This window comes from Pseudomonas sp. PSKL.D1 (assembly GCF_028898945.1).
Lineage (GTDB): Bacteria > Pseudomonadota > Gammaproteobacteria > Pseudomonadales > Pseudomonadaceae > Aquipseudomonas.
The window spans coordinates 4969161-4993125 of sequence record NZ_CP118607.1; the positions used below are offsets into that span (position 1 = coordinate 4969161).

The following is a 23965-nucleotide window of genomic DNA, read 5'->3' on the forward strand; positions in this document are numbered from 1 at the left end:
AGCTTCATCGCGGCGGTCCGACGTCTCGGTGAATCCGCTCCTACAGGAAAACGGCGAACCGCGACAGGCTCAAGGATACTGCTGAACCTGGCCCTGCTGCTCGTACTGCTGGCCAGGGATCGGCTTCAGGTTCACTTCTACGCGGCGGTTCTGCGCACGGCCATTGGCGTCGGCGTTGCTGGCAATCGGCTGATCGGGGCCCATGCCGCGTACCGAAACGCGCGAAGCGTCCACGCCTTGGGAAGTCAGGTAGGTGCTGACGGCCTGGGCACGGCGCTGGGACAAGTCCATGTTGTGCTGGCGGCTACCGGTGCTGTCGGTGAAGCCAACCACTTCGATGGTGTTCTGATTGAACTGCCGGAACGAGGTCGCCAGGTTGTTCAGCGGCGAGTAGAAGCTCGGGGCGATATTGGCCGAATCGGTGGCGAAGGTAATGTTGCCCGGCATGATCAGCTTGATCTGGTCGCCCTGGCGCTGCACCTCAACGCCGGTATTGGCCATCTGCGCACGCAGTTCGGCTTCCTGCTTGTCGGCGTAGTAACCGTAACCTGCGGCAGCGGCGCCCACTGCGGCGGCGCCGATCAGTGCGCCTTTGCCACGGTTGTTGTGATCGATGGCAGCACCGGCGATGGCACCTGCCAGCGCGCCCAGGCCGCCGTATTTGGCAGTCTTGCTCATCCCCGTGGAGCCGCCCTGCGCCTGGCCTTGGTTGTCATAAGGATTCTGCCCGGCGCAGCCGGTCATCAGGGCTGCAGCGGTTGCGACGATAATCAGACGACGCATGGTGAACATGGACAAGCTCCTACAAATATTCGAGTGTGCGGCAGATCGTGGTTGGATCTATGCCAGCCTTGGATTGCATCGCGGCAGAATAATTCCATGAAACGCTGTTAATGCAAGTTCATGCCCGTACGAAAGGGTTCTCGCGCATCTCGTCACCCAGTTTGGTGTCCGGGCCGTGGCCGGTCACCACGATGGCGTCTTCATCCAGGCGGTAGAGCCGCTCCTTGATAGAGCGCACGATGGCACGCTGGTCACCGCCCCACAGGTCGGTGCGGCCGATGCCCCTGCGGAACAGGGTGTCGCCGGCAATCAGCAGCTTGGCGTCGGCAAACCAGAAGCTCATCGAACCCGGCGTGTGTCCCGGGGTGTGCAAGGCCACGCCACAACCACACGCCAGCTCTTCGTCATCACCCAGCCAGCGGTCCGGGGAAGGCACCGGGGTGTAGGGCACGCCGAACATCTGGCACTGCATTTCGAGGTTGTCCCACAGCACCTGGTCGTCCTTGTGCAGGTGCAGGGTTGCACCGGTCAGCTCCTTGAGCTTGCCAGAGGCCATGAAATGGTCGAAGTGCGCGTGGGTGTGGATGATGCTCACCAGGGTCAGGCCGTGAGCCTGCAGGCGGGCGAGGATTTTTTCAGGGTCACCGCCCGGGTCGACGACGATGGCCTTTTTGGTCAGCGGGTCGCCGATCAGCGTGCAGTTGCACTGCAGGGGGCCTACGGGGAAGGTTTCGCGGATGAGGGAGGGTGTTGGGGGCATGGAGGTCACCGGGGTGTAAGTCCAGGTGATTGTAAGCGCATTCGCTGGCGCAGGGCTTGAGCCTTTTGGCGCCTGTGAAATCGAGCGCCGCCCGCGCGGCGCTCGATCTCGGCGACACTAGAGAACCCAAGCCGAGCCTACGGCAAATACAACCTGAACAACCCGCCCCCCAACGCCCCACCGTTGGCAATCTCGATCCGCCCACGCACCCCGTCGCGCTCATGCAGCGCAGCAATCCGCGCCGCAAAATACAGGCCCAACCCGGTACTGCCACTCTGGGCATCAATACCCTGGGTGTAATCCTGTTGCCGCTCCAGCATCCGCGCCGGATAGCCCGGCCCGTCGTCGTTGACGCTGATCACCAGTTGCTCGTCTTCTTCGGCAATGCTGATCAACAGGGCATGCCCGGCATACCGAGTGGCATTGGTGACCACGTTGGCAATAACCGTCGCCACCAGTTCACGGTCAAAAAAGCCCAGCGGGTTATCGGTATCGATGCGCCAGGTGGCGAGGATGTCGTTGCGCTCGAGTACCTGCTGGTGGGCGGCGAGCTGGGCTTCGATGAAGTCGTCCAGTTCGTGGTAGTCGGGGCACAGCGGCAGTTGGTTGGCACCCAACTTGTACAGCCCGAGCATCTGCACCAGCATGCCATTGAGGTGGCGGAATTCGTGTTCGATCACGCCTTGCTCGGTACCGCTGCGCAGTTCTTCGGGCAGGCGCGCCAGCCACTGGTCGTGGGACTGGATCAACGCCGACAGCGAGTTTTTCAGGTCGTGCACGGTGGAGGCAATCACCGTGGAAAAGTCCAGCCCCTGATTATCCTGGCTCATGCGCCGAAAACCTTGATGTGCAATTTACGGTAGCGGTCGAAGCGGCTGTCGCTGCTGGGGATGCCGGCTACGTTGGTCAGGCAGTTGCGGCACTCCTGCAAGAATGCTGGGGGCGTGGGTTCGCCACCGATGCGCAGCAACGCCTGGGCAGTATTGAGCGCGATGCTGATGTTCTTGGGTTGCAGCGACAAGGCTTTGCGGAACATCTGTAACGCTTCGTTAAGCTGCCCGAGCTGGTAACTGCGCACGCCCTGGCGATTGAGGTCGACCGCCTCGGTAACCGCGCCGAGCACAGCAGGGTCATCGGTCAGCTTGGCAACACTTTGCATGACTTTAGGGTCATCGCCGTAGGTTTCCACACAACCTTTGAGAATGCCCCCACCCGCCGCTTCCTGGCCAAGCGATTGCAGCTGCTTGGCCACGGTGAGCGCGGCTTCGACGGAAAAGAACTGGTCCATCTTGTCCAGGCGCTGCATGGCTTGTTCGGTGAGTTTGGCGGCGGTTTCGGGGTCGCCCGCCTGCTGCAGGCTGGCGGCTTTCATCAAACGCGCCCGCACCTGCAAACCCTGGTCGTCGGCGTTGTCCTTGGCCACCTCGCTAAGCACCGTGTTGATTTCGACACGGGCACGTGCATCCAGGCCAAAACCGGCGTTCTTGCTCATCAGCGCCTGCGCCAGCCCAAGGTTGCTTTCAGCATCTTTGTAGCGCGAGCTCTGGCCTTGAGTAACCGCATGGCGGAAGGCTTTCGAGGCGCCTTCGTAGTCCTCGTTGGTCAGCGCCAGTTTGCCCAGCGTGGCCTGACGGCGCACGGCAAGCGGCGACAGGCGCACCGCCTCTTCGAGCATGTTCTGCGCACGCTTGGTATCGCCCTGCGCCACCAGCACATCAGCCATGCCGTCGTACAGGCTCGGCATGATCGGGAACGCCTTCAATGCTTGCTCGTACACGCCCTGAGCCTGGGCATTTTGCCCACGCTTGTGCATCAGGCTGCCCAGCGCCGCATACACCCAAGGCTGGGGGCGGCTGGCCAGGATGCCTTTGAGAAACTTCTCCAGGTCATCGAAGCGGTTCAGGTCGCGCAGTGCATCGGCGCGGTAACGCAGGCACAACGGGGCGAAGCGCGGGTCTTTTTTGCACAGCTCGGCACAGGCCGCCAGCACCTCGGCCGGGCGGCTGCGGTCCAGGGCCTGCAAAATCGGCTTGAGCAACGTCTTGCGCTGGGTGAGCTTGTCCAGCCGCTGGGCCAGGCCAACCCGGTTGAACGGCTTGGTCAGGTAAGCATCGGGCTCGTGCTCGATGGCGCTGAGCACAATGGCCTGGCTGCTTTCGGCGGTCACCATGATGAACACGCATTCATGGCTGATCAGCTTGTCCAGGATCAGGTCTTCGAGTACCTGCTGGCCGTTCTTCTTGCCGTCGCCCAGGTGGAAGTCCTGGAGGATGTAGTCATAGCGCTTCTGCCCGCACATGCGCAGGGCCTGTTCGCCGCTGTCGGCGGTGTCCACGTCGCGCACGCCAAGTTCGCGCAGCATCGAGCGGGTCGACGTGCGAAAGTCGGTGAAGTCATCGACGATCAGAAAGCTCTTTTGCCCGTACTGCAGCATCAACACGACCTGTATTGGAATGATGGGTGGATGGCGTGTGGCGATGCATACCGCCGAGCTCTGTATCGGCAGTCTCCCGGGAAAGATGAGGGCACGAATCGAGCCTCAGTTCAGCAAGCCCAATGACTTGGCGCGAGCCACGGCCTGCGTCCTGCGCTCCACACCCAGCTTGCTGTTGATATGGCTGGCGTGGGTCTTGACGGTGTGCAGTGAGATAAACAGCCGCTCGCTGATCTGCTGGTTGGAACACCCCTGGGCAATCAGCTCGAGCACCGACAGTTCCCGGCCGCTCAACGCTTCACCGGTGCCGGCACTGGGTACGGGCAGTTCCGGCAAGCGGGCCAGCAGTTCAGCTTGTACCGGGCAGGCCGGTTGAGCCTGCAGCTGCTCGCGCAGCCACGACGGGTGGGCCTCGATCAGCCGCTGGAACGGCTGCAATGCACCGCCCTGTGCGGCGGCCACGGCCTGGGGCAACAAGTCGACCGCCTGTATCTCGCGCCCTTCGCTCAGCAACAGGTCGCTCCATTGGCACAAGGCGTTTAGCGCCAACATCATGCCGCCGTTGGCATGCCCACGCTCGACCAGCCCGCGCAGGCGCCCAATGGCCTCGTCACCACGCCCCTGGATGCGTTCAAGCAACGCCTGCTGCAACTCGATGTGCAGCGGCAGCAATGGGTGGAACTCGGGCGCCGCCGCCGGGTGTTCGCCGCCATAGGTCTGCCCCAGGCGCAGCAACCACGACTCGGCCAGGTCGATACGCCCCTGGGCCAACCACAACTCGCACTTCACCAGCGTGATCATGGCCAGGTAGAAAATCGGTGGCACATCCCAGATGTGCATCAAGCGTTCGGCTTCAGCCAGCTCTGCAAAGGCTTCGGCAAACTGCCCTTCGCGGCCATCAAGTGCCGCGATCACGCAGTGGCCGATCAACACGCTGATGTCGCGGCACGCTCGCGCCTCCCCCAGCCCCGCGCGCAGCCGGGCGCGGCCCTGCGCAGGCTGCAGGCGCGCCACCAAGAGGTAGCCTTCATACAGGGTCAACCGGGCGCGCACCGCATACAGCCGTTGCCCCGAAAGCCCTTGCAAGCGTTGCAGGCCTTGGCGTACCTCTTCAAGGGACCGCAGCACCTCACCCCGGGCGTGCAGCACCCTTGCCCGGTCGTAATGCGCCAAGGCCTCGAACAATGGATTGCCGACCCGCTGGGCCAGCTCCAGCGCCTCACGGTTCCAGCCGCGCGCTCGCCAGAAGTCGCCATCGGCAATGGCCAGGTTGGACAACGTCGACAGGCACACCAGGCGCTGGCCATACCGCTTGCACGGCAGGCTTTGCAGCGCCTCGCCGCAATAGGCCAGCGTGCGCTCGCGGTCGCCACGGCCACGGGCAATTACCCCGCTCAAGGCCAGCCACTGCGCCAGCATCGACTTTTGCGCAGTGGCCGACGGCGCCGGCAGGAAGCGGCTGAGATAACCGGCCAACTCCTCTGCCGCATCCAGCTGGCAGGCAAGCCCCAGCGCCCAGCTGTACAGCACGATCAGCCGTGGTGTGCTGATCAGCAGGCTATCGGGCAGGTCCATCTTCCAGCGCAGTAACATGCCGACGTTTTGCTCGGCCAGCAGTTGCTCTTCGGAAAGGCTCTGCACCAGGTTGGCGGCAACGTCCAGATGGCCGGCGCGCAATGCCTGCTCAACCGCCTCATCGAGCAGACCTTGAGCCTGGAACCAGCCGCAGGCACGCAGGTGCAGGCGCGCCAGCGGTTCGCTGGACTGGCGGCTGCGCAACATGTCGGAAAACAGATGATGGTAGCGATACCAATGGCCATGCTCGTCCAGCGGTACCAGGAACACCTGGTGGGCCTGCAGGTAACCGAGAATTTCGGCACTGTCGTTGCGTTCGCGCAGGGCATCGCAAAGTGCGGAGCAGAAACGCTCCTGGCAGGCGGTGTCGAACAGGAATGCCTGCACGTCCACCGGCAGCATGTCGATGACTTCTTCGAGCAGGTAATCCCGAATCAGGCCTTCGCCGCCGTGCAAGGCCTGGGGCAAGGCATGCTCGTCGCCGGACTCGCTGGCGGCCAGTTGCCAGAACCGCAACCCTGCCACCCAACCGTCGCTGCGCTGAATCAGGTTGTCCAGCGCCTGGCCGCGCAGCCCGGTGGGCTGCCGGCCGATGACCGCGAGCGATTCGTCGGGGGTCAGGCGCAGTTCCTGTTCGTTGAGTTCGACCAGTTGTCGCGACAGACGCAGGCGTGCCAGATGCCAATCCGGGCGCTGGCGGCTGGTGACCAGCAGCACCAGGCCCGCCGGCAGGTGATTGAGGAAAAACTGCAGGCAACGGTCCAACACCGGCCCTTGGGCCAAATGGTAGTCATCCAGTACCAGCAACAATGGCGTGTCGGCTTGCAGGTACAGCGCCAGCTCGTCGAGCAGCCCATCCAGCCATTCTTCGAAGGCAAACGGCTGGTGCCGCTGGCGCATTTTCAAAAGGCCCATGGCCTGGCCGCCGAGCGCTGGGCAGTACTGCTGCAGGCCTTCGAGCAGGCGTTCGAGAAAGCGGCCGGGGTCGGCATCACGCTGGCTCAGGCCCAGCCAAAGGCTGCGCCAGTGGCTGGGCAATGCCTCGCAGAATTCAATGGCAAGCGAGCTTTTGCCAAAGCCTGCTGGAGCGTTGACCAGCAGCAATCGCCCGGCAAGGCCTGCATCAAGGCGCTGACACAGGCGCGCACGGGGCACGTGGCCATCCGGGAGTGGTGGCCGGAAGAAACGCCCGTCCAGCAGGCCCAGGGCCTGGCTGGCGAATCCATGCGTACGGGACAAATCTGTCATGGCCGGCTCGTTCTGGTTGGAAGACAACGGCGGTACGGATGTTTGCGAGCCTAGCGGGTAACGCGGCGTATTTGAAGATGATGGGCGCCATTGGCGTGGAAAAGACTGCGACAAAAAGCAACATGGCTGATGGACAGTAGGTGGAATGGGGGTTTGGTGGGGTATTCAGGGGGGTTATTGACCTGTCAGGCCAGCTCCTCGTCAGGCGACTTGCGCCGCCCTCTGTGGGAGCGGCCTTGTGTCGCGAAAGGGCTGCGTAGCAGCCCCGGCAATATCGGCTGCGAAGCTGCAATCGATAGGGGCGCTGCGCACCCCTTTCGCGACACAAGGCCGCTCCCACAATAATCGCGTCAGCTTTTAGGTTTTATATAAGACAGTTGCTCCCACAAAGGGCGGTGTAAGGGAAAACAGAAACGCCCCGGCAAGCCGGGGCGTTCTGGGAGTTCACAAGGGGTTTAAGCAGCTCAACGAATGCCCGACTGGCGCAGCGCGGCTGGCTGGAAATCAGCCTTGCTGGCACTGAAGCCGAAGTTATAGGCACTCTTCTCTTCGTTCTTCATGCCCAGCGCCAGGTAGCGGCCCGACTGCAGGTCGTAGATGGCTTCAAGCGTGTACCACGGCACCTGCACGTTGTAGTAGTCCTGGGCATGCGCCTCGGACACGCGCCACAGCTGGCCGCGGCCGTCGTACTGGTCAATCACCGCCGCCTGCCAGGTGTCCTCGTCAATGTAGAAGTCACGCTTGGCGTAGATATGACGCTGGCCCGGTTTCAGGGTCGCGACCACATGCCATACCCGGCGCAGCTCGTAACGGGTCAGGTCCTGGTTGATATGCCCGGCCTTCAGGATGTCGCTGTACTTCAGCTTGGGGTCATCAAGCTTGTAGGCGTTGGAGGCGATGTACATCTCCTTCTTGCCTTCGAGCTTCCAGTCGTAGCGGTCTGGCGCGCCGTTGTACATGTCGAGGTTGTCGGAGGTACGCAGGCCGTCTGCGGCAGTACCCGGGCCGTCATACGACACTTGCGGCGCCTGGCGCACCCGGCGCTGGCCGGCGTTGTAGATCCACGCCTTGCGCGGTTCCTTCACCTGGTCCAGGGTTTCGTGCACCAGCAGTACAGTGCCCGCCAGGCGTGCCGGTGCGGTCACTTCCTGCTTGAAGTAGAACAGGATGTTGCCCGGGTTGTTCGGGTCGTAATCCTTCATGCGGTCACGGAACACGAACTGGTCCTGGAAATACACCAGGCTGTACGAGCCATTTTGCTGCGGTGTGGCCTGGGTCACCAAACGCGTGACGCTGCCGCCGCGGTAGCGGGTGATGTGGTTCCAGATCACCTCAAGGCCGCTTTTCGGGATGGGGAACGGCACGGCGGTCTGGAAGTTGTTCAGGCCGTTGCCGCCCTCCACCAGCGTGGTGGCAGTGGCGTTTTTCTTGATGGCGGCGAACACCTCATCCGGCACCGTGGCACCGCGATGGGTCTTGTACACCGGGATCTTGAAGCTGTCGGGGTAACGCTTGAACATCGCCAGCTGGCCCGGCGAGAGCTTGTCTTTGTACTGGTCGACGTTCTGCGCGGTGATGGTGAACAGTGGCTTGTCGCTGCCGTACGGGTCGGACAGGAAGCCCTTGGCATCGACGCTGCCCGCGGTTTTGGACAGCGGCTGCCATGGGCCGATGGAGCCGTCGGCGTTACCGGCCTTTTCCGCGCCCATCGGGGTAAGGGTGCTGCCGAGCTTGGCCGCCTCATCGGCGGAAACCGCAGCCATGACGCTGCTCGCCAGCAGGGACAGGCCCAGTACACCGGCTTGCAGCAGACTTCTGGTCTTGTTCATGTGTGTCGTCCTGAATCTGTGTGCTTAGAAGTTCACGCCGAAGCTGAGGGCGACGAAGTCGCGGTCATCCACGGTGCTGTACTTGCCGTCGAAGAAGTTGGTGTACGACAGGCTGGCGGTGTAGGTGTTCTGATACTCGGCATCCAGGCCCAGGCTGACCGCCTTGCGGCCTTCCTCGAAGTTGCCGCCAGGGCCTGGCGAGTAGCCGGACACGTCATGGGACCAGGCCACGTTGGGCTTGAGGTTGACCCCGGCGAACACGTCGGGGTAGTCCCAGATCACACGGGCGCGATACCCCCAGGAGGTGCTGGTGGTGTAGCCGTCGTTTTCGCACTTGCGGTTGAGGTTGGCGGTGGAAGCACCTGCACCGGCGCCTGCGATGGTGCTGGCATTGAGCGCCTGGCAGGTATCGGCACCGCCAGTGGATGGCAGTGGGCCTGGGCCAAACACCGGGTCACGGCCGTAACGAACGTCGTGGGCGTTCTCCAGGCCACCGACGTGGGTCACGCCCAGTTCGCCGACCACGGTCATGCGGCTTGCGCCCATTACCTGGTCGAAGAAGTGCGTCAGGGTGGTCTGGAACTGGGTGATTTCCTTGCGGCGGTAGCCGTGCAGGTCCTGGCCCGGGGTGCCGGTGAGCAGCGACGCGTTGGTCAGCGCGCCACCAATCGGGCGTACGCCGGCGAACAGGATGTCGGTGGTGTTCAACTGCACCGGTGCGTTCGGCCGGTAGCTGATTTCACCACTCCACGCGGTGCCGGTGGGCAACGTGGTGGAGAAGCTCAGGCCGTACAGGCGGATGTCTTCAGGGTATTCAACGAAGTACTGCGAATTACCCGCAACGATCAACGGCGCCAGCGCACGCAATTGGGCTGGCAAGGCGCTCAGGCCGGCGAACACCGACGGCGAGGCGCCGGTGGCGCTGAAGATCGGCGCACGGCTGTGGTAGTTCATGAAGTACGCACCGAACTCGGTGTCCAGCGGGTCGAACATGTAGCGCAAGGCCACACCGAACTGGCCGCTGTCCCGGGCATCGCGGTCGGCGCCACGGGCCACCATTACGCCTTCTTCGTTGATGTTCACGCCACGGGTGGCGAGAAATTGCTGGGCAGCGGCCGGCACGGTGCGGCTGCTGTTAAGCACGCGCAGGTTGTCGGTGCAGCCGTCGGCAATGATGTCGGGCTGGGAGAAGAAGGTGCCGCAGTTGTCGACGACGGTCTGATCCCACTCGATCTGGTAGAAGGCTTCGGCCGAGAGGTTGTCGGTCAGGCTCTGGGAGATATAGAACATGTTGACCGGGATCAGGCCTTCCTTCACCTCGGCACCGGGGCGGCGGAACGCGGCCACGTCGATCGGGTTGATCGAGTTGATGCCTCCGCCGATGAAGGTACTTTCACCCCAGCTCACCACCTGCTTGCCCAGGCGCACCGAGCCTGGCTGATCGCCGATGGAGTAGTTGTGGTAGACGAAGGCGTCGAGCAGCTCGGCCCCGGACGACTTGGCGCCTTCCTTGCGGCCGGAGTCGCTGATGTCCTTGAACTCGCGGCTCTCGTCTTTCAGCTCGAAGTCATACCAGTACTTGCCACGTACAAATACGCCGGTGTCGCCGTATTTGAGCTCCAGGTCATGGATGCCCTTGAAGATTTTCGAGAAGGTTTCGCCCTTCTTGAAGTTGAGGTGGCCATCGTCGGAGGTTTGCGACAGGCCCTTGCCGCCGTTGTTGACCCCGATCAGGTTGCTGTTCGGGTTGGCAGTGGACCAGCTGGCCCCTACAGAGAGCGACGAATCGAACTGGCCTTCGATTTCACCGATGTTGAAGCTGACCGCGAAAGCTGGACTTGCAAGCGTGGAAGCAAGGCTGACGGCCAAGGGCAACTTGGCCCGGCGCCAGAACAGGTGTGCAGATTTCATCGACGCTACTCCATGTACTTTTTTGTTATGGCAGTGAGTCCTTTCAAGAACGGCCCGTGCGACCGGTATGCAGGCCTTCACCTGCGGCGACACGTGTTGCGCATGTCGCCCTCCCCCATTCCTGAAAATCCCCTGGCCCCGACTATAGCCAGCAGGCACAGGTGCTTGATCCCTCTAAAGTGTGATTTGCGCAAGCTGCGCGTTGGCCGAGGTGAAGGATGGCGCATTTTCTTCATTTGGCAAGGCGCCAACCTCTCTAGCCTGCGGGTCACGTTTTTCTAAACGTGACCCGCACAAGTTTCACAAGGTGGAAAGGAAGGCGCTGTTGCTAGCCTGCCACTGGACGATGTCCTGGCGGATGCGCTTCTTGTCGAGCTTGCCGACGCTGGTCTTGGGAATTTCAGTAACAACGGCGATCTGGCTGGGAATGGCCCACTTGTTGATGTGCCCTTCCTCGACAAATGGCTTGAGGTGGTCCTTCAGCGCCTTGGCATCGATGGCCTGGCCATCGCGTACCACCAGCAGGGCAAACGGGCGCTCGCCCCATTGCGGGTCGGCAACGCCCACCACCGCCACTTCACGCACGGCCGGGTGACGGCTGATCAAGTCTTCCAGGTCCAGCGACGAGATCCACTCGCCGCCGGTCTTGATCACGTCCTTGATGCGGTCGCGGATGTCGATATAGCCCATGCCATCCAGGGTGGCGACGTCACCGGTGTGCAGCCAGCCGCCCTGCCACAGTTCTTCGCTTTTCTCCGGCTCGCGGAAATAGCCCATGGTCAGCCAGGGCGCGCGCAGCACCAGTTCACCCTGGGTTTCACCATCGGCCGGCAAGAAGTTGCCATCGCCATCCACAATGGCCGCTTCTACCAGCGGCACGGGCACACCGGCCTTGATGCGGTAGGTGACGCGCTCGTCCTCGCTGCCGGCCTGCAACTCGTCGTTCAGATGCGCGGCGGAGATCAGCGGGCAGGTTTCCGACATGCCGTAGGCTGCGGTCAGCTGAATGCCCCGGGCCAGCGCCGCCTGATACAGCGAGCGGTTAAGGGCGCTGCCGCCGATGATGATCTTCCAGCCGCCGAAGTGCTCGCCCTGGGAGCTTGGGCAGTTGAGCAGCATCTGCAGGATGGTGGGTACGCAGTGGGAGAAGGTGACCTTCTCTTCGCGCCACAACTTGACCAGCATGTCCGGCTCGTAACGCCCGGGATAGACCTGTTTCATGCCCAGCATGGTGGCGGCATAAGGGATGCCCCACGCATGCACATGGAACATCGGCGTGATCGGCATGTACACATCGTTGCTGCCCAGCAGGCGCACGCTGTCGATACTGCCGGTCACCGAGGCCTCGGCCAGGGTGTGCAACACCAACTGGCGGTGGGTGAAGTACACGCCTTTAGGGTTGCCGGTGGTGCCGGTGGTGTAGAAGGTGGTGGCCACCGAGTCTTCGTCGAAGTCGGGGAAGTCGTACTGCGGGCTGGCCGCGGCCAGCAGCTGCTCATACTCACCCACCAGGTTGGGCAGCTCGGCGGTCTTGTCCGGGCCGTCGGTGAGCAAAAGGGTCTTGTCTACCGTGGTCAGTTGCCCGGCAATGGCTTGATAAAGGCCGACGAAGTCGCTGTTGACCAGCACGAAGCGATCTTCGGCATGATTCATGGTGTACAGGATCTGCTCGGGTGACAGGCGCACGTTGATGGTGTGCACCACCGCGCCGATCATCGGGATGGCGAACATGCATTCCAGGTAGCGGTGGCTGTCCCAGTCCATCACCGCCACGGTGTCACCGGCCTTGACCCCGGCCTCGGTCAGCACGTTCGCCAGGCGCGCAATGCGCTCGTTGAGCTGTGGATAAGTCAGCCGGATCTGATCGCGGTAGACAATTTCGCGGGTCTTTTCGTAACGGCTGCCAGACATCAGCAGGCGCTTGATCAGCAGCGGGAAGGTGTAGGCGCCCTCGGCGGGCTTGATGATGCGGGTCTGCAGCATGGGTATCCCTTCTTGAAATGCGGGCCGGACAAGTCTGGGAATTACTGTAGTTCGCCAATGTGACGGCCAAATCAGCCGAAGGAATGATTTGGCTGGCAAAGGTATGAGTGGCATTGTGCGGGGTGATGGAACAACCTCAGCCCTGCCACCGGAGTCTTGCCAGATGCCCAGCCCGCGTCGCGCCGTGTTTCTCGACCACCAGTCCCTCGACCTTGGCGACCTCGACCTCTCCCCGCTAAAGCAGCCGTTCGATGAGTTTGAAGTGTTTGCCGCCACCCGCCCCGACCAGGTGGCCCAGCGCCTGCAGGGTGCCGTCGCGGTGGTGAGCAACAAGGTGATGCTCGATGCCGAAGCGCTTGCGGCCAACCCACAGCTCAAGCTGATTCTGGTGGCGGCCACCGGCACCAACAATGTCGACCTGGCCGCCGCCCGTGCCCAAGGCATCGTGGTGTGCAACTGCCAGGGGTACGGCACGCCATCGGTCGCGCAGCACACCATCGCTTTGCTGCTGGCATTGGCCACTCGCCTGTGTGACTACAACAAAGCCGTGGCCGCAGGCGAATGGGCCAAGGCCAGCCAGTTCTGCCTGCTGGATTTTCCCATCGTCGAACTGGAAGGCAAAACCCTCGGCCTGCTCGGCCATGGCGAACTGGGTGGTGCCGTCGCACGCCTGGCCGAAGCGTTCGGCATGCGAGTACTTAGCGGGCAGATACCTGGCCGCCCGGCCCGCGACGATCGCCTGCCGCTGGAAGAACTGCTGCCCCAGGTGGATGCACTCACCCTGCACTGCCCGCTTAACGAACACACCCGGCACATGATCGGCGCCCGCGAACTGGACTTGCTCAAGCCCGGGGCGCTGGTGGTCAACACCGCACGCGGTGGCCTGATCGACGAACAGGCACTGGCCGATGCCCTGCGCCAAGGCAAACTGGGCGGCGCGGCCACCGATGTGCTCAGCGTCGAGCCGCCGGTCAACGGCAACCCGTTGCTGGCCAGCGACATCCCGCGCCTGATCATCACCCCGCACAGCGCCTGGGGCGCCGTGGAGTCGCGCCAGCGCATCGTCGGCCAGCTCAGCGAGAATGCCCAGGCCTTCTTCGCCGGCCAGCCGCGCCGCGTGGTGAGCTGAGCCCGCAGGCCAGCTCTGCTACACTGCGCCACTTTTTTCAGGAGGCTCCGTCCATGGACCCGCGCAGTGAAGTGTTGCTCCGTCAGGCGGAACTGTTCCAGGGCCCGCTGCTGATTGCAGGGGCCCCCGCCGATGGTCTGCTGGGCCAACTGCCTAATGCCCACGCCTGGACCTGGCACGCTGGCGACCAGGCTGCGCTCGACGGCCGCTTTGCAGGGCGCAGCCATTATGGCGTCGAGGTGCCGCCGGTAGCCTTCGAGGCCGCTGTGCTGTTCCTGCCCAAATCCCGCGAGCTGGCGGCCTACTTGCTCAACGCCCTGGCATCGCGCCTGGCAGGCCGTGAACTGTACCTGGTAGGTGAAAAACGCGGCGGCATTGAAGGCGCGGCCAAGCAACTGCAAGGCTTTGGCAAGCCGCGCAAGCTGGACAGCGCGCGCCATTGCCAGCTGTGGCAGGTCACCGTGGAAAACGCCCCCGAAGCCAAACCGCTGGAAAGCCTCGCAGAGCGCTTCGAACTCGATCTGGCGGACGGCCCGTTGCAGGTCGTGAGCCTGCCGGGTGTGTTCAGCCATGGCCGCCTCGACCGCGGTACGGCACTGCTGCTCAAACACCTCGACAACTTGCCGGTGGGCCATGTGCTGGACTTCGGTTGCGGCGCTGGAGTGTTGGGTGCCACGGTCAAGCGCCGCTACCCGCAAAGCCAGGTAACGCTGCTGGATGTGGATGCCTTTGCCGTCGCTGCCAGCCGCCTGACCCTGGCGGCCAATAACCTGGACGGCGAGGTCATCAGCGGTGATGGCATTGATGCAGCACCGCGCGACCTCAGCCTGATTCTGAGCAACCCGCCCTTCCATACCGGGGTACATACCAATTATCAGGCTTCGGAAAACCTGCTGAAAAAATCAGGCCAACATCTACGAAAAGGCGGCGAAATGCGCCTTGTCGCCAATAGCTTCCTGCGTTACCAACCGTTGATCGAAGGCGCGCTCGGCCACTGCCAGACGCTGGCCGACGCCGACGGTTTTCGTATCTACCGTGCAACACGCGGATAAAAACAGGGCTTGCCGAAACCGTTTTGACTAGGCAGAATCCGCCCCGTCCTAGGGGAGTAGTCTCCCGCGAGCACCGTGCTCGCCCGGTACGCGTCAACACACTTGGCCCACAGGCCATGGCGCGTGCGACCCAAGCGACCTGCGCAGACAGGTCCGACGGTTTGACAAGACCTATGACACGCACACCTTACCCGGGGCGGGGAGGCTGTACGTGTCATAGCCGTGTCGACCCGCCCCCGTAGGAATCCTGATGCTGGAATCGTTACTCGTCCCCACCGCGATCGTCGCCCTTGCCGAAATCGGCGACAAGACGCAATTGCTCGCACTCATTCTCGCTGCTCGCTTCCGTAAGCCCTGGCCGATCATTGCCGGTATCGTGGCGGCTACGCTTGCCAACCATGCTGCTGCCGGTGCCGTAGGTGCCTGGGTCAGCGGGTTCTTCAGTGAAACCGTGCTGCACTGGGTGCTCGCCGCGAGCTTTACCGCCACGGCGCTGTGGACGCTGGTGCCGGACAAGATGGATGACGATGAGAACCCGGCACGGCGCTTCGGCCCGTTCCTGACCACACTGATCGCCTTCTTCCTGGCGGAGATTGGCGACAAGACACAGGTGGCCACGGTGATGCTGGCGGCCCAGTATCCGCACCTGATCATGGTGATCATCGGCACGACCCTGGGCATGCTGATTGCCAACGTACCGGTGGTGCTGGCGGGGAATTTTGCGGCGGAGAAGCTGCCGTTGACGTTGATTCGTCGTTTGGCGGCGGCGGCGTTTGTCGTGCTGGCGATAGTGGCGGTGTATTCGGCGATGAAGGCCAGCGGTTGGGTGGGATGATGCGCTAGCCCTGGCGCACGCCTGTAGGAGCGAATTTATTCGCGATGCGCCGCAAAGCGGCGCTCGATCTTGCAGGCGCTAAAAACCTTACTTCTTGGCCGCCTCATACAACGGCATCACCTTCGGAATCGCCGCCTGCAACGATGCAATACGGCTTTCCGACGCCGGGTGAGTACTCATGAACTCAGGCGGCGCACCTTCGGAAGCCTTGCTCATCTTGTTCCACAAGGTGATCGCGGCATTCGGGTCGTAGCCTGCACGCGCCGACAGCTCCAGGCCGATCAGGTCGGCTTCGTTCTCGTTGGCGCGGCTATTAGGCAAGGTCATGGCGTAGTTCACCACCTGGTCTGCCAGCGCGATGCTGCTCTGGCCAAGGCCGAACAATGCACCTGCCCCCTGGCGGGCCATTTCCACGCCATAGGCCTTGGACATCGCTTCGCGGCTGTGCTCACGCAAGGCATGGGCGATTTCGTGGCCGACCACGGCTGCAATCTCGGCGTCGGTGAGTTTGAGCTGGTCGATCAGGCCGGTGTACACGATGATCTTGCCGCCGGGGCCGCAGTTGGCGTTCAGCTCATCGCTCTTGATCACGTTCACTTCCCACTGCCACTGCGCGGCATCCGGGCGGAATTTTGGTGCTTGGGCAATCAGGCGGTCGGCAATGGCCTGCACGCGCTTGGCGTCCGCGCTGGATTTGTCGAGCACACCCTTGCTCGACGCTTCACCCAGGGTTTGCTGGTACGACTGGGCGTACATCTGGTTGACTTCGTCGGTCGACAGCATGCTGAACATGTACTGCTTGCGCTCGACGCCCACAGCACCGCCGCTGGTGGTGTTCACCGCCTGGCAACCGGCCAGCAGGATGCCAGCACTCAACAGGCTGACGACAAAAGACTTACGCATGAAAACACTCCCTTTTTTGCATGCGGCGTATCCTAGGCCCAGACGCTGGCAGCCGCTATAGCCGCAGGGAAGATTTCTTGCCGGGCAACCCTTCAAGCCGGAGTAAGGCACTCCGGCGCGTCCAGCTTCGGATCATTGACGAAATGCGCCAACGCGCGCTCCCGCAGCGTTGCCGGTGGGCTGGCCAACAGCTCATGCAGGCGCGGCATTGGCGTTTCCAGGGCCAGCCAAGCCGCCTGCCCCGCCTCATCCAGAATAAGAGGCCGGCGCTGATTCATGGCTGCCTGGGTCACGACCGCACAGCTCAACCACACCTGGTCCTGCACAGGGTACACCTCCCACACTGCCGCAAAGTACAGGGACGACCCTTCTGCCGGCGTCAGCCAGTAAGGCCGCTTGCGTACCGTGCCACGCCATTCGTAAAACCCGTTGGCGGGCATCAGGCAACGGCGCTGGCGAAACGCCTCACGAAACATCGGCTGCTCGGCAAGGGTTTCGGCGCGGGCGTGGGCAGGGGTGCGGGACAGGTCGGTGAGCCAGGCGGGCGTGAGGCCCCAGCGGGCCTTGTCCAACTGCAAGTGGCCATCAAGCTGGCGCTGGATCAGCACAGAAGCACCGGGGGATATATTCCACTGGGCCGGCTGGCCGGCAGGGAACCCCGGCAGGCTTGCCAGCGTTTGGGGCCAGCGAAACAGGGCGTAGCGTCCACACATGGGCGAATTCAATACCTAACAGATCAAGGTACCGGGGTAACTTTCCGGCTCGTCGCCGGCAAGCGGCTGGGCACCATTGTACGCATCGATCAACTGCCGTGCGTACCCGGCCTGCTCGTCGGGTACGGCCAACCCGAGCAAGCCCTGTACCGGCAGTTCGCCCACGCCGCCCATCAGGTCGCGCCCGATCTGGTGCACTTCAATGCCCTCGCTGGCGAGCATGCCCGCCAGCATTTCCGCTTCCAGCAGGGTTTCCGGGTCGTAAATGCGCTGCATCAGGCATCATCCTCGCGTCTCACCTCGAGCATCCACTCGTCATCATGCACCTGCAGGATGAACACAATGGGCTGGCAACAGACTTGGCAATCTTCGGTATACACCTGGTCACCGCCTGACAAGTCGATTGTGGTCTCCACACGCTCACCGCAGTAAGGGCAGTTGTAGAAGTCGATTTCGAGCATCGCGGCCTCCGCAGTGACTTATGCGTATAATTGCCGGTCTGTTTACAGGGCCTGCGTGTGTCCGAGCCGTTTTTCGGGCCCCACCCCTTACTTATTACCCTAGCCGTTTCCAACAAGAGAGCATGATGGGCGAATTCGATGCCATCCGACCGTACGACGACGCTGAGGTCCCTGCCGTTCTGGCGCGGCTACTCAGCGACCCGGCATTCCTCGATATCCTCACCCACTTCCGCTTCCCGCGTGCAGCTGGCGCGCTCGGCTGGCTGCTCAAGCCGCTGATCGCCCGCCGGCTGCGCAAGGAATTCGCAGGCGTTACCTGCGTTTCCACCCTGCAGGACAAGGTCGAATACTACGTCGACCAAACCATCGACCGCGCCACCGACGGTGTTACCTACTCCGGGGTCGAACAGCTCAAGGCCGGCACGGCCTATCTGTTTTTGGCCAACCACCGCGACATCGTGATGGACCCGGCATTCGTCAATTACGCCGTGTACCACGCAGGCCTGCCGACGCCACGCATCGCCATTGGCGACAACCTGCTGCAAAAGCCGTTCGTCAGCGACATGATGCGCCTGAACAAAAGCTTCATCGTGCACCGCTCGCTCAGTGGCCGCCGTGAAAAGCTCGCGGCTTACCAACTGCTGTCGGCGTACATCAACCACTCGATCCGCAATGACGGCGCCTCGATCTGGATCGCCCAGGCCGAAGGCCGCGCCAAGGACGGTGATGACCGCACCGACTCGGCGATCCTCAAGATGTTCCACATGAGCCGCAAGGACGAGCCGTTCGGCAGCGTGATCCAGAGCCTTAACCTGATTCCGGTGTCGATCAGCTACGAATACGACCCGTGCGACCAGGCCAAGGCCCGCGAGCTGTACATCCGCGCCACCACTGGCACCTACAAAAAGGCGCCAGGCGAGGATGACAACAGCATTGCCAAGGGCATTACCGGCTACAAAGGCCGCGTGCACATCAGCTTTGCCCCGCCGGTGACCGAATTTTTCGAGGACACCAAGCAACTGGCGCAGGAAATCGACCGGCAGATTCTGGGCGGCTACCGGCTGTTCCCGGTGCATTACCTGGCGTATGCGATGTGGGCAGAAAAGGATGAGGCACTGCAGGTGCCGAGTGCCGAGCAGGTGTTCCCGGCGCAAGAGCTGGCCAAGGCCAAGGAAGAATGGCAACGCCGGCTGGATGAATGCCCTGAGGAGCAGCGGCCTTACCTGGTATTGCAGTATGCGACGCCGGTGCGCAACCAGTATCAGGTTAGGCAGCAGGCTTCGGTTGCCTGATGGATTTTGGGGCCGCTTTGCGGCCCTTTCGCGACACAAGGCCGCTCCCACAGGAAAACGCGATCCCCTGTGGGAGCGGCCTTGTGTCGCGAAAGGGCTGCAAAGCAGCCCCAAATTATCAAACCCAAGTGCTGAACCACGACAGCAACAACGCCATCGCCAGGCAAGAAAAGCCGAGGATGTAGTAATACCGCGGCACACGCTGGTCCATCATATCCACCACACCTTCGTCAGCCGCCAGTCTTTCGCGGGTGTTGGCCTCACGACGACGAGCACTCTGCAGCAGCAACCCGCCCGGGCAGGTCAACAGCAGCGCCAACAGATTGATAATCTTGGTCGGATGGGCGGCCAGGAAACTCCAGAGCACTTGCAAGGACATCACGCAACCTCGGTCAGAACGACGGCAAAGGCCGGCATTCTACCGAAGTGCAGCCAGCGTGCCCGGCCTTGGCGACAAAGTGTCACCTGATTTCATCTGCCTTACTCGCCGAGTACCTGGCCGATGGTCGGGTCCTTGAACAGGCGGGTCAGCGCATCGCTCAGCACATCACTCACCAGCTTGGTGTTGGTTTCCTGGTTCGGCGCCATGCCGAAACGCTGGTCCAGCGAAGCGCCGTAGCGGCCGCTGTAGCGGCGGTTGGCGTTGGACACGTCGGCACGGAAGGTGGCGCCGATGGTGGCTTCGGTCACGTACAGGTTGTCCTTGGGCGACTGGTACTTCAGTTCAGCCAGGGTCACCGTCAGCTGCGGAGCGTTGTAGGCATTTGGCGTCGGGGTGAAGCCAAGCAAGCGCACGGCTGCTTCGGCCTGGGCCTGCAGCTTGGGCACGACATCGTTGCCGTTGACGCTGATGGTACTGGTTTCGGGGTACATGCCACCGCGAGTACCCAAGGATTGCGAGGCCCGGCCATCAACCACCCGCACCACTACCGGCTGGCCATGACCGACCGGCGCGAGCTGGGCGTTGAGCTTGGGTTGCGGGCTAAGTTGTTGCGGGCTGTGGGCACATCCGACCAGGCTGAGGCTGGCCACGGCGATCAAACCGAACAACAGACGTTGCAACATGCGCGTTTCTCCAGAAGATGCGGCAAAGGCCCACAGTATACCTAGCGGCAGGCGTACCAGTCATCGGCCCGGCACACTTGTCACAATCGTTTAATGGCCCTGCCCTTATCCTTGCGCCAAGCCCTAACGCACAGGACTCGACACCATGGCCTCGCTCTGGACCCAGCTCTTCAAACGCCCGCGCCGTTCTGCCTACGCCCGCCTCGACGCCAGCGGCAAATGCCTGGCGTTCAAGGAGTGCCAGCAACCGCCCGCCGGTGCCGACTGGGTACACGTCACTGAAATTCAGCTTGCCTGGCTGGGGCGCCCACTCCCCGCCAATGCCCGGGCTTGCGCCCGCGCAAGCCACCAATGGCAGCAGCGCACCCTCCCCGCCTGACAAACGCTGCAATAAAAAGCACGAATAACGACCTTTCTGCCCGCGACATCGTTATAATCTCCCCCCGATTATAAGGACGTCTCCTGATCGGGCCCCGCATTCGCCGTTTGACCCCGGCACCTTCACCCGCTTCGCCCACAGAGAGCCTTCCACTCAGGTCTTGCATCGGCTGTAGTGCCTGCTTTTCCGGCCCTTCGCTTTGCTTGAACCTGCGGGTTGCCATCGCGCAGTCCCCCTTTGAGGTTCACGTCTCCAAAAGAGCGTGAAAAAACGGTTTTCACTACTTCACAAGAGTGTGGCGAGCAAATGAACAGTCTGGCATGTGCAAAAGCGACAGATGTGTCCCGAACAGCCCTGAACAGGCGGCCATCGTGCTCATCCAAAATGAGTGACTAAGGCCGTTCCATAGCGCACGCACGACACCTTGACCATAAGTCGAATTGCCGCACCCCCGGCAAACGCGGTTCAATATGCGAACCCGAAGACTGATTGGCGGTGTCCGCGGAAGTGGCAAAACTGCGAAGAGTCGGACATGGCGATCCTGGCAGCCCCAGTGATCCTATGCTGTCAATTAGGTAGCTGTAGATTGTGGAGACGCGTTAAATGGCGCAGAACGAATCGGTTGATGTAGTACTGGTAGGCGCGGGCATCATGAGTGCCACCCTGGCCGTACTGCTCAAGGAGCTCGACCCGACCCTGAAACTCGAGGTGGTCGAGGCGATGGACTCCGGAGCCGCGGAAAGCTCCAACCCCTGGAACAACGCAGGCACCGGCCACGCCGGCCTGTGCGAGTTGAACTACACGCCCCAGGCCGCCGATGGCAGCATCGACATCAAAAAGGCCGTGCACATCAATACCCAGTTCGAGGTTTCGCGCCAGTTCTGGGCCTACCTGAGCAAAAAAGGCAATTTCGGCTCGGCTCGTGCCTTCATCAACCCGGTCCCGCACCTGAGCTACGTCGAAGGTGACAAGGGTGTTTCCTTCCTCAAGAAGCGCTTCGAGCTGCTCAAGCAGCACCACGCCTTCAGCGAAATGGAATACACCGAGGACCAGGCCGTGATGAAGGACTGGATGCCGCTGATGATGCCGGGCCGCCCGGCCGACCAGCACATCGCCGCCACCCGCGTGATGAAAGGCACCGACGTCAACTTCGGCGCACTGACCAACAAGCTGCTCAAGCTGCTGGGCGACGCACCGGACGCGCAGGTGAAGTACAGCAAGAAGGTCGTCGGCCTGCGCCGTAATGGCAGCGGCTGGACGGTCAGCATCAAGGACGTCAACAGCGGTGGTAGCCGTGAAGTCGACGCCCGCTTCGTGTTCCTCGGCGCCGGCGGCGCGGCCCTGCCGCTGCTGCAAGCCTCGGGCATCCCGGAGAGCAAAGGCTTTGGCGGCTTCCCGGTCAGCGGCCAGTGGCTGCGTTGCGACAACCCGGAAATCGTCAAGCAGCACCAGGCCAAGGTCTACAGCCAGGCCGCCGTGGGCGCGCCGCCCATGTCGGTGCCGCACCTGGACACCCGTGTGGTGGATGGCAAGAAATCGCTGCTGTTCGGCCCTTACGCCGGCTTTACCACCAAGTTCCTCAAGCACGGCTCGTTCATGGACCTGCCGCTGTCGGTACGCATGGGCAACATCGGCCCGATGCTGGCGGTGGCCCGCGACAACATGGACCTGACCAAATACCTGGTCAGCGAAGTGATGCAGTCGATGGAGCAACGCCTGGAGTCTCTGCGCCGCTTCTACCCAGAGGCCAAGGCCGAAGACTGGCGCCTGGAAGTGGCAGGCCAACGCGTGCAGATCATCAAGAAAGACCCGAAAAAAGGCGGCATCCTGCAGTTTGGTACCGAGCTGGTCTCGGCTCAGGACGGCAGCCTGGCCGCACTGCTTGGCGCTTCGCCAGGCGCTTCGGTGACGGTGTCGATCATGCTCGAACTGATCGAGCGCTGCTTCCCCGAGCAGGCCAAGGGCGCCTGGGCTGCCAAGCTCAAGGAAATCTTCCCGGCTCGCGAGAAGACCCTGGCCACCGATGCGGCCCTGTACCACAAGATCAGTGCCGACAACGATGTGGCGCTGGAGCTGGTGGAAAGCAGCCCGGCCAAGCATTACGCCTGAGCTGGCCTGTAACGAAAAAACGCCCCTCGGGGCGTTTTTTTGTGGCTGGATCATTTGCCAGCCTGTACCGGCCCTATCGCGGATGAGTCCGCTCCTACAGGTACGGTGATCCCTGTAGGAGCGGATTCATCCGCGATGAGGCCCGCATAGGCTTACCAATCAACCGCGAGCGTTATCGATGATCTCGATGTACTCCGGCGCGCCACGCTGGTCAGCAATCTGCTCGACAAACGTCTTGCCATGCTCATCCTTGCCGTCCAGGTCGTAACCCGCCTCGACAAAGAACCCGACAAAACGCTCGAAGTCGTCAACGCGCAAGCCGCGGTAAGCCTTCACCAGCTTGTGCGCCGACGGCGAGGTCACGCCATCGGCTGGCTCAAACTGAAGGAACGACTTGATGTAGTCGTCGCTGATTTCGTCACCAATCACCTGCTTCTTGTCTTTGCGCATTGCCGGCTCCAACTGGACCATCACGGGATTTCGAAGGCCGGCAGTTTACCCCCCACAGGCCGCGCGCCTCAACGCGTACGTACGGTGCCGGTGTGCAGGTCGGCCCAGACGTGGCCATTGGCATAGGTCAGAAACTGTACATACACGGTTTCGTTACGCAGCAGGTCCATCACCACGCGGTAGTCGCTGGTCGGGTAATTCAGGATCAGGGTGCGGGCCTTCTCGTCATACACCGGCTTTTTCAGGCTTTTGCCGGGCTCGCCCTCGAAGGTCAACAGCACCTGGCCGATGGTCGCCCCTTTGCTCAGCGGCTTACCTTTCAGGCGCATTTGCAACGACGCAGTGATCGGGATCGGCTGCTGATCGGACTGACGCTGGGCACCCACCACTACGGAGTAGTCGGTTACCTGCATCAGTTGCTGACTGGTCGGCGCTTCCTGGCGCAAGGACTGGTCATCAGGAGGGAGGAACTGGCTGTGCATCGGCGCTGCGGCTAACGGCAGGCTCACGGCCAGCAACAAGGGAAGAATCGCACGCATGTGAGGCTCCTTGGCATGGAGAAGCACTCTAGCACGCTACTCAGCCGAACTGGGCAAGCATCCCGGCGAGGTATTCGGCCACACCGGGTTCACCCTCTCGCGGCGCCCAAGGGGCATGCTCACCTTCACCCAACGCCCGGTATGGGCCGGCCTTGCATTCGAACAAGATGCTGTCCGGCTCCAGCACCACCAGGCTGTGGTAGTGACCTGGCGGCAGGTCTACCCCCAGGCAGTCCCCGCCGGCTTGCAGTACCCGTGTGTCGGTCACCACACCGTACTCGTCGAAGAACAGCACCCCCAGCCGCCCTTTCAGTACCAACAGGGTTTCGGCCTTGTCGAGGCTCAGGTGACGATGCGGCGCGATATAGGTAGAAGGCTGCAAGCCCACCGCCACGCGGTGGCAGGGCTCATCCATTTCATGGAAGGTGTGGTGGTGCCGCTGGCGCGGCAGCTCGGCAGCCTTGCTGGCCAGCTCTGCGAACAGCGATTGGTCGATGAACGCAGGCTGGCGCATG

Annotated in this window: 23 protein-coding genes and 1 riboswitch; of the genes, 6 read left to right on the forward strand and 17 right to left on the reverse strand. The window is 62.4% G+C overall.

What is annotated here, in order from left to right; genetic code table 11:
* Positions 1-69: 69 nt before the first annotated feature.
* From PVV54_RS22160 to PVV54_RS22195, 8 genes are all read right to left on the reverse strand, one after another.
* Complete coding sequence (locus PVV54_RS22160) at positions 70-792, reverse strand: OmpA family protein (protein WP_274907284.1); 723 nt, start codon at positions 790-792, stop codon at positions 70-72.
* 109 nt (positions 793-901) lie between these two features.
* Positions 902-1543 (reverse strand): MBL fold metallo-hydrolase, encoded by a 642-nt coding sequence (locus PVV54_RS22165; protein ID WP_274907285.1) that lies wholly within the window; start codon positions 1541-1543, stop codon positions 902-904.
* Positions 1544-1680: 137 nt separating this feature from the next.
* Positions 1681-2373 (reverse strand): sensor histidine kinase, encoded by a 693-nt coding sequence (locus PVV54_RS22170; protein ID WP_274907286.1) that lies wholly within the window; start codon positions 2371-2373, stop codon positions 1681-1683.
* On the reverse strand, positions 2370-3977 hold the full coding sequence (locus tag PVV54_RS22175; RefSeq protein WP_274907287.1) for a response regulator: 1608 nt from the start codon (positions 3975-3977) through the stop codon (positions 2370-2372). The genes PVV54_RS22170 and PVV54_RS22175 overlap by 4 nt, the downstream gene beginning before the upstream one ends.
* Positions 3978-4082: 105 nt before the next feature.
* Positions 4083-6800 (reverse strand): LuxR C-terminal-related transcriptional regulator, encoded by a 2718-nt coding sequence (locus PVV54_RS22180; protein WP_274907288.1) that lies wholly within the window; start codon positions 6798-6800, stop codon positions 4083-4085.
* 464 nt (positions 6801-7264) lie between these two features.
* Positions 7265-8629: a DUF1329 domain-containing protein gene (locus PVV54_RS22185; RefSeq protein ID WP_274907289.1), complete on the reverse strand. Its 1365-nt coding sequence runs from the start codon at positions 8627-8629 to the stop codon at positions 7265-7267.
* Between the two features lie 24 nt (positions 8630-8653).
* Positions 8654-10540 (reverse strand): DUF1302 domain-containing protein, encoded by a 1887-nt coding sequence (locus PVV54_RS22190; RefSeq protein ID WP_274907290.1) that lies wholly within the window; start codon positions 10538-10540, stop codon positions 8654-8656.
* 300 nt (positions 10541-10840) lie between these two features.
* Positions 10841-12523, reverse strand: a complete 1683-nt coding sequence (locus PVV54_RS22195) for a fatty acid--CoA ligase (RefSeq protein WP_274907291.1) — start codon at positions 12521-12523, stop codon at positions 10841-10843.
* Positions 12524-12686: 163 nt separating this feature from the next.
* Between PVV54_RS22195 and PVV54_RS22200 the strand changes: the two genes are divergently transcribed.
* The 3 genes from PVV54_RS22200 (at position 12687) to PVV54_RS22210 (ending at position 15539) form a co-directional block, all read left to right on the forward strand.
* Complete coding sequence (locus tag PVV54_RS22200) at positions 12687-13652, forward strand: 2-hydroxyacid dehydrogenase (protein ID WP_274907292.1); 966 nt, start codon at positions 12687-12689, stop codon at positions 13650-13652.
* A gap of 53 nt (positions 13653-13705) precedes the next feature.
* Positions 13706-14704, forward strand: a complete 999-nt coding sequence (locus PVV54_RS22205; protein WP_274907293.1) for a class I SAM-dependent methyltransferase — start codon at positions 13706-13708, stop codon at positions 14702-14704.
* 39 nt (positions 14705-14743) lie between these two features.
* Positions 14744-14867: riboswitch (yybP-ykoY riboswitch) on the forward strand.
* A 90-nt stretch (positions 14868-14957) separates the two neighbouring features.
* Positions 14958-15539, forward strand: a complete 582-nt coding sequence (locus tag PVV54_RS22210) for a TMEM165/GDT1 family protein (RefSeq protein ID WP_274910485.1) — start codon at positions 14958-14960, stop codon at positions 15537-15539.
* An 87-nt stretch (positions 15540-15626) separates the two neighbouring features.
* Here the strand turns inward: PVV54_RS22210 and PVV54_RS22215 are convergent, their stop codons facing one another.
* From PVV54_RS22215 to PVV54_RS22230, 4 genes are all read right to left on the reverse strand, one after another.
* A complete protein-coding gene (locus tag PVV54_RS22215) occupies positions 15627-16442 on the reverse strand; it encodes a M48 family metallopeptidase (RefSeq protein ID WP_274907294.1) in 816 nt (271 codons plus the stop codon).
* Positions 16443-16534: 92 nt separating this feature from the next.
* Positions 16535-17155, reverse strand: a complete 621-nt coding sequence (locus PVV54_RS22220; protein WP_274907295.1) for an SOS response-associated peptidase — start codon at positions 17153-17155, stop codon at positions 16535-16537.
* 15 nt (positions 17156-17170) lie between these two features.
* Entirely contained in the window at positions 17171-17431 is a 261-nt protein-coding gene (locus PVV54_RS22225; RefSeq protein WP_274907296.1) for a putative signal transducing protein, read from the reverse strand.
* Positions 17431-17616, reverse strand: coding sequence for a CPXCG motif-containing cysteine-rich protein (locus PVV54_RS22230; RefSeq protein ID WP_274907297.1), 186 nt, complete (start codon positions 17614-17616; stop codon positions 17431-17433). The genes PVV54_RS22225 and PVV54_RS22230 overlap by 1 nt, the downstream gene beginning before the upstream one ends.
* Before the next feature lie 122 nt (positions 17617-17738).
* On the opposite strand from PVV54_RS22230, the gene PVV54_RS22235 reads away from it, so the two are divergent.
* Positions 17739-18908, forward strand: coding sequence for a 1-acyl-sn-glycerol-3-phosphate acyltransferase (locus tag PVV54_RS22235; protein ID WP_274907298.1), 1170 nt, complete (start codon positions 17739-17741; stop codon positions 18906-18908).
* Positions 18909-19026: 118 nt separating this feature from the next.
* Here PVV54_RS22235 and PVV54_RS22240 read toward each other — a convergent pair whose 3' ends face one another.
* Together PVV54_RS22240 and PVV54_RS22245 are read right to left on the reverse strand one after the other, a co-directional pair.
* Positions 19027-19287: a hypothetical protein gene (locus tag PVV54_RS22240; RefSeq protein ID WP_274907299.1), complete on the reverse strand. Its 261-nt coding sequence runs from the start codon at positions 19285-19287 to the stop codon at positions 19027-19029.
* A gap of 101 nt (positions 19288-19388) precedes the next feature.
* The gene (locus PVV54_RS22245; RefSeq protein WP_274907300.1) at positions 19389-19973 is read right to left on the reverse strand and encodes a YajG family lipoprotein; all 585 of its coding nucleotides are present in this window, start codon (positions 19971-19973) and stop codon (positions 19389-19391) included.
* A gap of 145 nt (positions 19974-20118) precedes the next feature.
* Between PVV54_RS22245 and PVV54_RS22250 the strand changes: the two genes are divergently transcribed.
* Positions 20119-20352 carry a hypothetical protein gene (locus PVV54_RS22250; RefSeq protein ID WP_274907301.1) on the forward strand — a complete coding sequence of 78 codons (234 nt, stop codon included), beginning with the start codon at positions 20119-20121 and terminating at the stop codon, positions 20350-20352.
* A 603-nt stretch (positions 20353-20955) separates the two neighbouring features.
* Positions 20956-22461 (forward strand): malate dehydrogenase (quinone), encoded by a 1506-nt coding sequence (gene mqo / locus PVV54_RS22255; protein ID WP_274907302.1) that lies wholly within the window; start codon positions 20956-20958, stop codon positions 22459-22461.
* Positions 22462-22620: 159 nt separating this feature from the next.
* Here mqo and PVV54_RS22260 read toward each other — a convergent pair whose 3' ends face one another.
* From PVV54_RS22260 to PVV54_RS22270, 3 genes are all read right to left on the reverse strand, one after another.
* Complete coding sequence (locus PVV54_RS22260; protein WP_274907303.1) at positions 22621-22911, reverse strand: PA4642 family protein; 291 nt, start codon at positions 22909-22911, stop codon at positions 22621-22623.
* 68 nt (positions 22912-22979) lie between these two features.
* Positions 22980-23450: a hypothetical protein gene (locus tag PVV54_RS22265; RefSeq protein WP_274907304.1), complete on the reverse strand. Its 471-nt coding sequence runs from the start codon at positions 23448-23450 to the stop codon at positions 22980-22982.
* A gap of 40 nt (positions 23451-23490) precedes the next feature.
* On the reverse strand, positions 23491-23964 hold the full coding sequence (locus PVV54_RS22270) for a WbuC family cupin fold metalloprotein (RefSeq protein ID WP_274907305.1): 474 nt from the start codon (positions 23962-23964) through the stop codon (positions 23491-23493).
* Between the last annotated feature and the right edge of the window lies 1 nt (position 23965).

Bases quoted from the DNA above. Each gene is read 5' to 3' on its own strand.
- PVV54_RS22160 (WP_274907284.1), bottom strand. From the start codon at position 792: ATGTTCACCATGCGTCGTCTGATTATCGTCGCAACCGCTGCAGCCCTG.
- PVV54_RS22165 (WP_274907285.1), bottom strand. From the start codon at position 1,543: ATGCCCCCAACACCCTCCCTCATCCGCGAAACCTTCCCCGTAGGCCCC.
- PVV54_RS22170 (WP_274907286.1), bottom strand. From the start codon at position 2,373: ATGAGCCAGGATAATCAGGGGCTGGACTTTTCCACGGTGATTGCCTCC.
- PVV54_RS22175 (WP_274907287.1), bottom strand. From the start codon at position 3,977: ATGCTGCAGTACGGGCAAAAGAGCTTTCTGATCGTCGATGACTTCACC.
- PVV54_RS22180 (WP_274907288.1), bottom strand. From the start codon at position 6,800: ATGACAGATTTGTCCCGTACGCATGGATTCGCCAGCCAGGCCCTGGGC.
- PVV54_RS22185 (WP_274907289.1), bottom strand. From the start codon at position 8,629: ATGAACAAGACCAGAAGTCTGCTGCAAGCCGGTGTACTGGGCCTGTCC.
- PVV54_RS22190 (WP_274907290.1), bottom strand. From the start codon at position 10,540: ATGAAATCTGCACACCTGTTCTGGCGCCGGGCCAAGTTGCCCTTGGCC.
- PVV54_RS22195 (WP_274907291.1), bottom strand. From the start codon at position 12,523: ATGCTGCAGACCCGCATCATCAAGCCCGCCGAGGGCGCCTACACCTTC.
- PVV54_RS22200 (WP_274907292.1), top strand. From the start codon at position 12,687: ATGCCCAGCCCGCGTCGCGCCGTGTTTCTCGACCACCAGTCCCTCGAC.
- PVV54_RS22205 (WP_274907293.1), top strand. From the start codon at position 13,706: ATGGACCCGCGCAGTGAAGTGTTGCTCCGTCAGGCGGAACTGTTCCAG.
- PVV54_RS22215 (WP_274907294.1), bottom strand. From the start codon at position 16,442: ATGCGTAAGTCTTTTGTCGTCAGCCTGTTGAGTGCTGGCATCCTGCTG.
- PVV54_RS22220 (WP_274907295.1), bottom strand. From the start codon at position 17,155: ATGTGTGGACGCTACGCCCTGTTTCGCTGGCCCCAAACGCTGGCAAGC.
- PVV54_RS22225 (WP_274907296.1), bottom strand. From the start codon at position 17,431: ATGCAGCGCATTTACGACCCGGAAACCCTGCTGGAAGCGGAAATGCTG.
- PVV54_RS22230 (WP_274907297.1), bottom strand. From the start codon at position 17,616: ATGCTCGAAATCGACTTCTACAACTGCCCTTACTGCGGTGAGCGTGTG.
- PVV54_RS22235 (WP_274907298.1), top strand. From the start codon at position 17,739: ATGATGGGCGAATTCGATGCCATCCGACCGTACGACGACGCTGAGGTC.
- PVV54_RS22240 (WP_274907299.1), bottom strand. From the start codon at position 19,287: ATGTCCTTGCAAGTGCTCTGGAGTTTCCTGGCCGCCCATCCGACCAAG.
- PVV54_RS22245 (WP_274907300.1), bottom strand. From the start codon at position 19,973: ATGTTGCAACGTCTGTTGTTCGGTTTGATCGCCGTGGCCAGCCTCAGC.
- PVV54_RS22250 (WP_274907301.1), top strand. From the start codon at position 20,119: ATGGCCTCGCTCTGGACCCAGCTCTTCAAACGCCCGCGCCGTTCTGCC.
- mqo (WP_274907302.1), top strand. From the start codon at position 20,956: ATGGCGCAGAACGAATCGGTTGATGTAGTACTGGTAGGCGCGGGCATC.
- PVV54_RS22260 (WP_274907303.1), bottom strand. From the start codon at position 22,911: ATGCGCAAAGACAAGAAGCAGGTGATTGGTGACGAAATCAGCGACGAC.
- PVV54_RS22265 (WP_274907304.1), bottom strand. From the start codon at position 23,450: ATGCGTGCGATTCTTCCCTTGTTGCTGGCCGTGAGCCTGCCGTTAGCC.
- PVV54_RS22270 (WP_274907305.1), bottom strand. From the start codon at position 23,964: ATGCGCCAGCCTGCGTTCATCGACCAATCGCTGTTCGCAGAGCTGGCC.